Below are 10,786 nucleotides of genomic sequence, written 5' to 3'. Positions count from 1 at the left end.
CGCGGTGGCATCTCAATTGACCCCTACTACAACTACGGTAAGCCAGGAACTAAGTATGAAGGCTTGGCAGAACAACGCCTCTTCCAACACGATCTTTATCCAGAGAAAATTGACAATCGTTAAACTCATACTCAATGAAAATCAAAGAGCAAACTAGAAAACTAGCCGCAGGTTGCTCAAAGTACAGCTTTGAGGTTGCAGATAAAACTGACGAAGTCAGCTCAAAACACGTTTTTGAGGCTGTAGATGAAGCGACGTTGACGCGGTTTGAAGAGATTTTCGAAGAGTATAAGTTAAAATTAGAAAGTTTATTCAATAATAAAGGAGAAAAAACATGGTTAAATACGGTGTTGTTGGAACAGGATATTTTGGAGCTGAGTTGGCTCGTTATATGCAAAAGAATGATGGAGCAGAGATTACTCTTCTCTATGACCCAGATAATGCAGAGGCGATTGCAGAAGAATTGGGAGCAAAAGTAGCAAGCTCCCTAGATGAGTTGGTTTCTAGCGATGAAGTAGATTGTGTTATCGTCGCAACTCCAAATAATCTTCATAAGGAACCGGTTATTAAGGCTGCACAATATGGTAAAAATGTTTTCTGTGAAAAACCAATTGCGCTTTCTTATCAAGATTGTCGCGAGATGGTAGATGCATGCAAAGAAAACAATGTAACCTTTATGGCAGGACATATTATGAATTTCTTTAATGGTGTTCATCATGCAAAAGAACTCATTAATCAAGGAGTCATCGGAGACGTTCTATATTGTCACACTGCTCGTAATGGTTGGGAAGAACAACAACCGTCCGTATCATGGAAAAAAATTCGTGAAAAATCAGGTGGTCACTTGTATCACCACATCCATGAGTTGGATTGTGTTCAATTCCTTATGGGTGGTATGCCTGAAACTGTAACCATGACAGGTGGAAATGTAGCCCATGAAGGTAAACATTTCGGTGATGAAGATGATATGATTTTTGTCAATATGGAATTTTCTAATAAGCGTTTTGCTTTGTTAGAATGGGGTTCAGCTTATCGTTGGGGTGAACATTATGTCTTAATCCAAGGAACGAAAGGTGCCATCCGCTTAGACTTATTCAACTGTAAAGGAACTCTTAAGCTAGATGGGCAAGAAAGCTATTTCTTGATTCATGAATCGCAAGAAGAAGATGATGATCGTACTCGTATCTATCATAGTACAGAAATGGACGGAGCAATTGCTTATGGTAAACCAGGTAAACGTACTCCATTATGGCTATCATCTGTGATTGATAAAGAAATGCGCTATCTGCATGAGATTATGCAAGGAGCTCCAGTATCAGAAGAATTTGCAAAATTGTTGACAGGTGAAGCTGCTCTCGAGGCAATTGCTACTGCAGATGCTTGTACCCAATCTATGTTTGAAGATCGTAAAGTAAAATTGTCAGAAATTGTAAACTAAATTTTGGTATTCTCCTATTATAGGTCAACTTGCTCCTCTGAAAGTACTTTTAGAGGAGCTGTTTGACTTGGCTAGTTTTTGAAACTGAAATCTATTCTACTACAAACTCTTGAAAGCGTTTTATTTTTAAGGTATAATAATCTCATAGAAACAAAGAAAAAGGAAAAGGAGGAAAGAGGATGCCACAGATTAGCAAAGAAGCCTTGATTGAGCAAATCAAAGATGGAATCATCGTTTCTTGTCAGGCTCTTCCTCATGAACCGCTTTATACAGAAGCGGGAGGGGTGATTCCCTTGCTGGTCAAAGCGGCTGAGCAAGGTGGAGCAGTCGGTATCCGAGCCAATAGTGTTCGCGATATCAAGGAAATCAAGGAAGTCACCAAACTTCCGATTATTGGGATAATCAAACGAGATTATCCGCCACAAGAACCCTTCATCACGGCTACCATGAAAGAAGTTGATGAATTGGCAGAACTGGACATCGAGGTGATTGCTCTGGATTGTACCAAGCGTGAACGCTACGATGGTTTGGAAATTCAAGAGTTCATTCGTCAGGTTAAGGAGAAATATCCTAACCAGCTCTTGATGGCTGATACAAGTACTTTCGAGGAAGGATTGGCAGCTGTAGAAGCAGGAATTGACTTTGTCGGAACAACCTTATCAGGCTACACATCTTACAGTCCAAAAGTGGACGGTCCAGATTTTGAACTCATCAAAAAACTCTGCGATGCCGGTGTAGATGTCATTGCAGAAGGGAAAATTCATACACCAGAACAAGCCAAACAAATCCTTGAATATGGAGTGCGAGGCATCGTTGTTGGTGGCGCTATTACTAGACCAAAAGAGATTACAGAACGCTTTGTTGCTGGTCTCAAATAACACAATCTGAAAAAGAGGAGAGTGGTGGATGAGTAGGATGGAATGAAATCGCATACAAGAAATAAAGAACTCATTATCCAAGTTGGATACGCTTATTACATAGGAGAATACAAATGAAATTTAGAAAATTAGCTTGTACAGTACTTGCGAGTGCTGCGGTTCTTGGTCTTGCTGCTTGTGGCAATTCTGGCGGAAGTAAAGATGCTGGCAAATCAGGTGGTGACGGTGCCAAAACAGAAATCACTTGGTGGGCATTCCCAGTATTTACCCAAGAAAAAACTGGTGACGGTGTTGGAACTTATGAAAAATCAATCATCGAAGCGTTTGAAAAAGCCAATCCAGATGTAAAAGTGAAATTGGAAACCATCGACTTCAAGTCAGGTCCTGAAAAAATCACAACAGCTATCGAAGCTGGAACAGCTCCAGACGTACTCTTTGATGCACCAGGACGTATCATCCAATACGGTAAAAACGGCAAATTGGCTGAGTTGAACGACCTCTTCACAGATGAATTTGTTAAAGATGTCAACAATGAAAACATCGTACAAGCAAGTAAAGCTGGAGACAAGGCTTATATGTATCCAATTAGTTCTGCCCCATTCTACATGGCAATGAACAAGAAAATGCTAGAAGATGCTGGAGTGGCAAACCTTGTAAAAGAAGGTTGGACAACTGATGATTTTGAAAAAGTATTGAAAGCACTCAAAGACAAGGGTTACACACCAGGTTCATTGTTCAGTTCTGGTCAAGGGGGAGACCAAGGAACACGTGCCTTTATCTCTAACCTTTATAGCGGTTCTGTAACAGATGAAAAAGTTAGCAAATATACAACTGATGATCCTAAATTCGTCAAAGGTCTTGAAAAAGCAACTAGCTGGATTAAAGACAATTTGCTCAATAATGGTTCACAATTTGACGGTGGGGCAGATATCCAAAACTTTGCTAACGGTCAAACATCTTACACAATCCTTTGGGCACCAGCTCAAAATGGTATCCAAGCTAAACTTTTAGAAGCAAGTAAGGTAGAAGTGGTAGAAGTACCATTCCCATCAGACGAAGGTAAACCAGCTCTTGAATATCTTGTAAACGGATTTGCAGTATTCAACAATAAAGACGACAAGAAAGTCGCTGCATCTAAGAAATTCGTTCAATTTATCGCGGATGACAAAGAATGGGGTCCAAAAGACGTTGTTCGTACAGGTGCCTTCCCAGTCCGTACTTCATTTGGCAAACTTTATGATGACAAACGCATGGAAACAATCAGCGGCTGGACTCAATACTACTCACCATACTACAACACTATTGATGGATTTGCTGAAATGAGAACACTTTGGTTCCCAATGTTGCAATCTGTATCAAATGGTGACGAAAAACCAGCGGACGCTTTGAAAGCCTTCACTGAAAAAGCGAACGAAACAATCAAAAAAGCTATGAAACAATAGTCCTTAGTCATTCTATAAAAAGTAGTTTTTTAAAGAATCTAAGAGTGTATACCCCCTTTTCCCTCTACACAGATAGTGTAAGAAAAGGGGGGCTTTTGTTTAAAATGTAAGGAACTGTCACGAAATTAAAATGAAGTTCTTACATAAGCGAATCATAAAAAATTTCATTTTGATTTTAAAACAGTTCAAGAAAGTCAAAAAATTATTCTATTTGAAAGAGAGGTGCCGACTGTGAAAGTCAATAAAATCCGTATGAGGGAAACAGTGATTTCCTATGCTTTCCTAGCACCAGTGTTGTTCTTCTTTATTATCTTTGTTTTAGTACCAATGATTATGGGCTTCATCACAAGTTTCTTTAACTACTCTATGACTAGTTTTGAATTTGTGGGCTTAGATAACTATGTCCGTATGTTTAAAGATCCTGTCTTTACAAAATCTCTGATTAACACAGTTATTTTGGTTGTTGGCTCTGTACCGATTGTTGTTCTCTTCTCGCTCTTTGTAGCGTCACAGACCTACCATCAAAATGCTATTGCTAGATCCTTTTACCGTTTTGTCTTCTTCCTTCCAGTTGTAACAGGTAGTGTTGCCGTAACAGTTGTTTGGAAATGGATTTATGATCCGCTATCAGGTATCTTAAACTTTGTTTTGAAATCTAGTCATATCATTACACAAAATATTTCATGGCTGGGCGACAAGCACTGGGCATTGCTGGCGATTATGATTATCCTCTTGACAACGTCTGTTGGTCAACCGATTATCCTCTACATCGCAGCTATGGGGAATATTGACAATTCATTGGTTGAAGCAGCTCGTGTTGATGGTGCAACTGAATTTCAAGTTTTCTGGAAGATTAAATGGCCAAGCCTTCTTCCAACAACTCTTTATATCGCAATCATCACGACAATCAACTCCTTCCAAGTTTTCGCCTTGATTCAATTGTTGACATCTGGTGGGCCAAACTACTCTACAAGTACCTTGATGTACTACCTGTACGAAAAAGCCTTCCAATTGACAGAATACGGTTATGCAAACACCATTGGTGTCTTCTTGGCAGTCATGATTGCGATCGTAAGTTTTGTTCAATTTAAGGCGCTCGGAAACGACGTAGAATACTAAAGAAAGGAGACAGCTATGCAATCTACAGAAAAAAAACCATTAACAGCCTTTACTGTTATTTCAACAATCATTTTGCTCTTGTTGACTGTGCTGTTCATCTTTCCATTCTACTGGATTTTGACAGGGGCATTCAAATCACAACCTGATACCATTATGATTCCGCCACAATGGTTCCCTAAAATGCCAACCATGGAAAACTTCCAACAACTCATGGTGCAGAACCCTGCCTTGCAGTGGATGTGGAACTCTGTGTTTATCTCGCTGGTAACCATGTTCTTAGTCTGTGCAACCTCATCTCTAGCAGGTTATGTATTGGCTAAAAAACGTTTCTATGGTCAACGCATTCTATTTGCTATCTTTATCGCTGCCATGGCGCTTCCAAAACAAGTTGTCCTTGTACCATTGGTACGTATCGTCAACTTCATGGGAATTCATGACACTCTTTGGGCAGTTATTTTGCCTTTGATTGGATGGCCATTCGGGGTCTTCCTCATGAAACAATTCAGTGAAAATATCCCTACAGAGTTGCTCGAATCAGCTAAAATCGATGGTTGTGGTGAGATTCGTACTTTTTGGAGCGTAGCCTTCCCAATTGTAAAACCAGGGTTTGCGGCTCTTGCAATCTTTACCTTCATCAATACTTGGAATGACTACTTCATGCAGTTGGTAATGTTGACTTCACGTAACAATTTGACTATTTCACTTGGGGTTGCGACCATGCAGGCTGAAATGGCAACCAACTATGGTTTAATTATGGCGGGTGCAGCTCTTGCAGCCGTGCCAATCGTAACAGTATTCCTAGTCTTCCAAAAATCCTTCACACAGGGGATTACTATGGGAGCGGTCAAAGGATAATACTCTGCGAAAATCGAATTCAAACTAGGTCAGCGTAGCCTTGCTATACTTAAGTATTGCCTGCGGTTAGCTTTTCCTAGTTTGTTCTTCAATTTTCATTGAGTATAAGAGAATATAGAGGTTATAAGTGTCTACAAAATGTTGGGTGTTTGCTTACCTTAGAGATTTTGTCAGACACTTATAAACTTAAGAATGGTTTTAGTTAACTATAAGAAACGAAGGAAAGAGTATGATTTTTGACGATTTGAAAAACATCGCCTTTTACAAAGGAATTCATCCCAATTTAGATAAGGCTATCGACTATCTCTACCAACATCGTAAAGATTCATTTGAACTAGGTAAGTACGAGATTGATGGTGACAAGGTCTTTCTAGTTGTTCAGGAAAATGTCCTCAATCAAGCTGAAAATGATCAATTTGAGTATCATAAGAACTATGCAGATTTGCATTTGCTGGTAGAAGGACATGAATATTCGAGCTACGGTTCACGTATCAAAGACGAGGCAGTAGCATTCGACGAAGCGAGTGACATTGGCTTTGTTCATTGTCATGAACACTACCCACTCTTGTTGGGTTATCACAATTTTGCGATTTTCTTCCCAGGAGAGCCACATCAACCAAATGGTTATGCAGGTATGGAAGAGAAGGTTCGCAAATATCTCTTTAAAATCTTGATTGATTAAAAATAGGATGAACTGTTTTTTGTAAAGCTTTGATTATGTTCTACCATGAAATTTATCTTTGTGAGGTAGAGAAATGAGGTCTTATTGTCAGTATCTTTATTCAGAAATGCTATGGGTATGGCAGGATTGAAGTTCAGCAAAGTCTTTATGGCTGCGGCAGCAAGAGTAGGATTACTGATCAAGATTTATGGAAGGATTTTACAAATAGCTGTGAATCTAGTTGATGTATATGGTTGTATAAACTTTTAAAACGAGAGAATGAAAGCACTTTGTATTTTTTTATTGAAAGCACTTTGTATTTTTTTATTGAATATGTTAGTTTGGACAGTGCTTGCAATGATAGTCCGTGGAGGGCTAGATGGATTTAATGAGCATACTTGGAGTACTATTTTAATTGCTTCGCTGTCCGGGATATATATAGATTATATGTCCATAGATAAAAATAGAAAAAAGTCCAAAAGAAAAAAGAAAAAATAGCTTTGTTCATGGTAGGGACTTATGAAAGCTTTACTGATAAAAAAGAAAACAGTTTACAAAGAAAAATGATGGAGGAGCAAACATGTCACAAAAAGGAAGAAGTCTCATCAAGGCTGCATTTGATACAGATAATTTTCTCATGCGAATTAGTGAGAAGGTTTTAGATATTGTAACAGTCAATCTTCTCTTTGTAGTAACTTGTTTGCCAATCGTAACGATTGGAGTGGCTAAAATCAGCCTCTACGAGACCATGTTCGAAGTTAAGAAGAGCAGACGTGTTCCAGTTTTTAGAACCTATCTAAGAGTTTTCAGGCAAAATCTGAAACTAGGTTTTCAGTTGGGGATGTTAGAATTAGGAATTGTATTTCTAATCCTTTCAGATCTCTATCTTTTCTGGGGTCAAACAGCTCTGCCCTTCCAATTGGTGAAAGCTATTTGTCTAGGTATTCTGATTTTCCTCACTATTGTGATGTTGGCTAGTTACCCTATCGCGGCACGTTATGACCTATCTTGGAAAGAAGTGTTACAAAAAGGGCTTATCTTGGCAAGTTTTAACTTTCCTTGGTTCTTCCTCATGTTAGCCATTCTTGTCCTCATTGTGATGATTCTATATCTATCAGCCTTTACCCTTCTATTGGGAGGATCAGCTTTTATTCTCTTTGGTTTTGGACTCCTTGCTTTTTTACAAGTAGGAGTGATGGAAAAGCTATTTGCTAAGTATGAGTAAGGGTTGCAATTATTTCTGAAACTACTTTCAAACGCTCCAGGCGCTATTCTATAAGCGAGAAACTAAAATCTAAGTGTCTATAAGATATTGAAAGCCTTTTCGGTAAAGTGTATACTAAAGAAGTAAAGAAAGAATCTGCTTTAGCAGAAAATAAAAATAATAGGAGAAAATCTATGTCAGATTTGAAAAAATACGAAGGTGTCATTCCAGCCTTCTACGCATGTTATGATGATCAAGGAGAAGTAAGTCCAGAGCGTACGCGTGCCTTAGTTCAATACTTCATTGATAAAGGTGTTCAAGGTCTTTACGTCAATGGTTCTTCTGGTGAATGTATTTACCAAAGCGTTGAAGACCGCAAGTTAATCTTGGAAGAAGTCATGGCAGTTGCCAAAGGTAAATTGACTATTATTGCCCATGTTGCTTGCAATAATACTAAAGATAGTATGGAACTAGCTCGCCACGCTGAAAGCTTGGGAGTAGATGCCATTGCAACAATTCCACCAATTTACTTCCGCTTGCCAGAATACTCAGTTGCCAAATACTGGAACGATATTAGTTCTGCAGCTCCAAATACAGACTATGTCATCTACAACATTCCTCAATTGGCAGGGGTTGCTTTGACTCCAAGTCTTTACACAGAAATGTTGAAAAATCCACGTGTTATCGGTGTTAAGAACTCTTCTATGCCAGTTCAAGATATCCAAACCTTTGTGAGCCTTGGTGGGGAAGACCATATCGTCTTTAACGGTCCAGATGAACAGTTCCTAGGTGGTCGCCTCATGGGTGCCAAAGCTGGTATCGGTGGTACATATGGTGCTATGCCAGAACTCTTCTTGAAACTCAATCAGTTGATTGCGGATAAAGACTTGGAAACAGCGCGTGAGTTGCAGTATGCTATCAACGCTATCATTGGTAAACTCACTGCTGCACATGGAAATATGTACGGTGTCATTAAGGAAGTCTTGAAGATCAATGAAGGTTTGAACATTGGTTCTGTTCGTTCACCATTGACACCAGTGACTGAAGACGATCGTCCAGTTGTAGAAGCAGCTGCAGCCTTGATTCGTGAAACCAAGGAGCGCTTCCTCTAATCCATAAGGAGGTATTTATGACACACTACGTTGCAATTGATATCGGTGGAACCAACATCAAATATGGTTTGATCGACCAAGAAGATCAATTTGTTGAATCGCATGAAATGCCAACTGAGGCGCATAAGGGTGGACCTCATATCTTACAAAAAACCAAAGATATTGTAGCCAGCTATTTAGAAAAAGGTCCAGTAGCAGGTGTTGCCATTTCTTCTGCAGGAATGGTGGACCCTGATAAGGGGGAAATTTTCTACGCTGGACCTCAGATTCCAAATTATGCAGGAACTCAGTTCAAAAAGGAAATCGAGACTAGCTTTGCTATTCCTTGTGAGATTGAAAATGATGTCAACTGTGCAGGTCTGGCTGAGGCAGTATCTGGTTCAGGCAAGGGAGCAAGTGTGACCCTTTGCTTAACCATTGGAACAGGTATCGGTGGTTGTTTGATTATGGATGGGAAAGTCTTCCATGGATTTAGCAATTCAGCCTGTGAAGTTGGCTATATGCATATGCAGGATGGAGCGTTCCAAGATTTGGCTTCTACAACAGCTTTAGTGAAATATGTAGCTGAAGCCCATGGAGAAGGTGTTGACCAGTGGAATGGCCGACGCATTTTCAAGGAAGCCACTGAGGGCAATAAACTCTGCATGGAAGGTATTGACCGTATGGTAGACTATCTAGGAAAAGGTCTGGCAAATATTTGCTATGTGGCCAATCCAGAAGTAGTCATTCTCGGTGGCGGTATCATGGGACAAGAGGCAATCCTCAAGCCCAAAATCCGCACAGCCTTGAAAGAGGCTTTGGTACCAAGCCTAGCTGAAAAAACACGATTAGAATTCGCTCATCATCAAAATACAGCAGGGATGTTGGGAGCTTATTATCATTTTATACTCAATGAAAATCAAAGAGCAAACTAGGAAACTAGCCGCAGGCTGTACTTGAGTACGGCAAGGCGACGTTGACGTGGTTTGAATTTGATTTTCGAAGAGTATCAAGACAAAACAATCCTAGTTTGGCTGAGCCAAACTAGGATTTTCTGACACGTTTTTGTCTACGATAGCCGTTGAGTTTCTTATTTTCCCAGTAGCTATTAAAGATTTTTTCCTTGCTTTCGCGATTGATTTCCAAAAAGTAGGCATAAATCAAATCGATAAAGAAGAGCATAGGAAGTTGAGCGGATATTCGTTGGATATAGGAAGACTGGCTGTGGGTGGCTACAAGAACAGTCTCTGTGTAGGCCTGACTATCTTTATTGGGAACACTTGTAAAGAGTACAGTCTTTGCCCCCATCTCCTTAGCGTCTAATAAACTGTCTAAAATAGAGGGAGTTGTGCCAGAAAGTGAGAAACCAAGTACGAGACAATTTTCATCCATGATGCTGGTTGTCCAGGCAAAGCCGTCTTGATCGGTCAAGGCCTCGCAGACCACACCCAGACGCATAAAACGTAATTTCATTTCACGGGCGACGAGGCCAGAACTCCCTGTTCCGAAGAAGTAGATACGCTCAGCATCTTCGATTAGCTGGGCAATTCGTTCTAGTTGGATTTCGTCAATCAAGTCTTGTGTTTGTTCCCTCATATTGCTATAACTTCTGAGGACTCGTTTGGTCAGTGGACTGTGCTTGGAGACTTGGTTGGCTTGATTTTCTGCTTCATGTTGGTATTGGAAAATAAATTCTCGGTAGCCAGTAAAGCCACACTTTTTAGCAAAGCGGGTCAAAGCAGCTTGAGAAATATGTAATTTTTGGGTGACTTGTTGAGAAGATAAATCATCTGTAATCGTTTCAGTTTGCAAAAAATAGCGAGCGATTTCTTGCTCTAGGTCTGTCATTTCTTCAAAATGTGAATCAATGACAGTTGTGATATCTGGTTTGTCCATAGGGAAGGCTCCTTTAAATGAGTCGTGTTGGAAAAAGACTAGATTATTGAACTTTTACATTCATTATAACATATAATATAGGGATGAATAAATAAAAACGCATCTTACTGTAAATGAACTGCACCCCAAAAGTTAGACAGAAAAAATCTAACTTTTGGGGTGTTTTATTATGAAATTGAGTTATGAAGATAAAGTTCAGATA

12 protein-coding genes and 1 pseudogene are annotated in these 10,786 nt (G+C 39.7%); 12 read left to right on the top strand and 1 reads right to left on the bottom strand.

Annotation, left to right across the window (positions count from 1 at the left end; translation table 11 throughout):
* The 12 genes and pseudogenes from HT722_RS08765 to HT722_RS08715 all read left to right on the top strand — a co-directional run.
* Positions 1–123 (top strand): annotated as a pseudogene (locus HT722_RS08765) (NADPH-dependent 7-cyano-7-deazaguanine reductase QueF); the annotation flags it as partial.
* A 211-nt stretch (positions 124–334) separates the two neighbouring features.
* Entirely contained in the window at positions 335–1,438 is a 1,104-nt protein-coding gene (locus tag HT722_RS08760; protein WP_173278677.1) for a Gfo/Idh/MocA family oxidoreductase, read from the top strand.
* Positions 1,439–1,617: 179 nt separating this feature from the next.
* Positions 1,618–2,316, top strand: coding sequence for an N-acetylmannosamine-6-phosphate 2-epimerase (locus tag HT722_RS08755; protein WP_001135655.1), 699 nt, complete (start codon positions 1,618–1,620; stop codon positions 2,314–2,316).
* Between the two features lie 113 nt (positions 2,317–2,429).
* Positions 2,430–3,758, top strand: a complete 1,329-nt coding sequence (locus HT722_RS08750) for an ABC transporter substrate-binding protein (protein ID WP_173278676.1) — start codon at positions 2,430–2,432, stop codon at positions 3,756–3,758.
* A 252-nt stretch (positions 3,759–4,010) separates the two neighbouring features.
* Entirely contained in the window at positions 4,011–4,877 is an 867-nt protein-coding gene (locus HT722_RS08745) for a sugar ABC transporter permease (protein ID WP_162278974.1), read from the top strand.
* Between the two features lie 15 nt (positions 4,878–4,892).
* Positions 4,893–5,732 (top strand): carbohydrate ABC transporter permease, encoded by an 840-nt coding sequence (locus HT722_RS08740; protein WP_001192006.1) that lies wholly within the window; start codon positions 4,893–4,895, stop codon positions 5,730–5,732.
* Between the two features lie 229 nt (positions 5,733–5,961).
* On the top strand, positions 5,962–6,414 hold the full coding sequence (locus tag HT722_RS08735) for a YhcH/YjgK/YiaL family protein (RefSeq protein WP_173278675.1): 453 nt from the start codon (positions 5,962–5,964) through the stop codon (positions 6,412–6,414).
* An 84-nt stretch (positions 6,415–6,498) separates the two neighbouring features.
* Positions 6,499–6,663, top strand: a complete 165-nt coding sequence (locus tag HT722_RS08730) for a hypothetical protein (RefSeq protein ID WP_173278671.1) — start codon at positions 6,499–6,501, stop codon at positions 6,661–6,663.
* Between the two features lie 33 nt (positions 6,664–6,696).
* Positions 6,697–6,891 carry a hypothetical protein gene (locus HT722_RS10595; protein WP_025172482.1) on the top strand — a complete coding sequence of 65 codons (195 nt, stop codon included), beginning with the start codon at positions 6,697–6,699 and terminating at the stop codon, positions 6,889–6,891.
* Between the two features lie 82 nt (positions 6,892–6,973).
* On the top strand, positions 6,974–7,618 hold the full coding sequence (locus tag HT722_RS08725) for a YesL family protein (RefSeq protein WP_173278674.1): 645 nt from the start codon (positions 6,974–6,976) through the stop codon (positions 7,616–7,618).
* 173 nt (positions 7,619–7,791) lie between these two features.
* Positions 7,792–8,709 (top strand): dihydrodipicolinate synthase family protein, encoded by a 918-nt coding sequence (locus HT722_RS08720; RefSeq protein ID WP_001281493.1) that lies wholly within the window; start codon positions 7,792–7,794, stop codon positions 8,707–8,709.
* A 17-nt stretch (positions 8,710–8,726) separates the two neighbouring features.
* A complete protein-coding gene (locus tag HT722_RS08715; protein ID WP_173278673.1) occupies positions 8,727–9,623 on the top strand; it encodes an ROK family protein in 897 nt (298 codons plus the stop codon).
* Between the two features lie 109 nt (positions 9,624–9,732).
* Here HT722_RS08715 and HT722_RS08710 read toward each other — a convergent pair whose 3' ends face one another.
* Positions 9,733–10,584 (bottom strand): MurR/RpiR family transcriptional regulator, encoded by an 852-nt coding sequence (locus HT722_RS08710; protein ID WP_173278672.1) that lies wholly within the window; start codon positions 10,582–10,584, stop codon positions 9,733–9,735.
* Positions 10,585–10,786 lie beyond the last annotated feature (202 nt).

Source organism: Streptococcus sp. 53 (assembly GCF_013276565.1).
Taxonomy (GTDB): domain Bacteria; phylum Bacillota; class Bacilli; order Lactobacillales; family Streptococcaceae; genus Streptococcus.
The sequence above is the reverse complement of the archived record's forward strand: the minus strand, read 5'-3'. Positions and strand labels throughout refer to the sequence as shown.

Excerpts from the sequence above, each read along its gene's own strand:
- HT722_RS08760 (WP_173278677.1), top strand. The coding sequence starts at position 335 with ATGGTTAAATACGGTGTTGTTGGAACAGGATATTTTGGAGCTGAGTTG.
- HT722_RS08755 (WP_001135655.1), top strand. The coding sequence starts at position 1,618 with ATGCCACAGATTAGCAAAGAAGCCTTGATTGAGCAAATCAAAGATGGA.
- HT722_RS08750 (WP_173278676.1), top strand. The coding sequence starts at position 2,430 with ATGAAATTTAGAAAATTAGCTTGTACAGTACTTGCGAGTGCTGCGGTT.
- HT722_RS08745 (WP_162278974.1), top strand. The coding sequence starts at position 4,011 with ATGAGGGAAACAGTGATTTCCTATGCTTTCCTAGCACCAGTGTTGTTC.
- HT722_RS08740 (WP_001192006.1), top strand. The coding sequence starts at position 4,893 with ATGCAATCTACAGAAAAAAAACCATTAACAGCCTTTACTGTTATTTCA.
- HT722_RS08735 (WP_173278675.1), top strand. The coding sequence starts at position 5,962 with ATGATTTTTGACGATTTGAAAAACATCGCCTTTTACAAAGGAATTCAT.
- HT722_RS08725 (WP_173278674.1), top strand. The coding sequence starts at position 6,974 with ATGTCACAAAAAGGAAGAAGTCTCATCAAGGCTGCATTTGATACAGAT.
- HT722_RS08720 (WP_001281493.1), top strand. The coding sequence starts at position 7,792 with ATGTCAGATTTGAAAAAATACGAAGGTGTCATTCCAGCCTTCTACGCA.
- HT722_RS08715 (WP_173278673.1), top strand. The coding sequence starts at position 8,727 with ATGACACACTACGTTGCAATTGATATCGGTGGAACCAACATCAAATAT.
- HT722_RS08710 (WP_173278672.1), bottom strand. The coding sequence starts at position 10,584 with ATGGACAAACCAGATATCACAACTGTCATTGATTCACATTTTGAAGAA.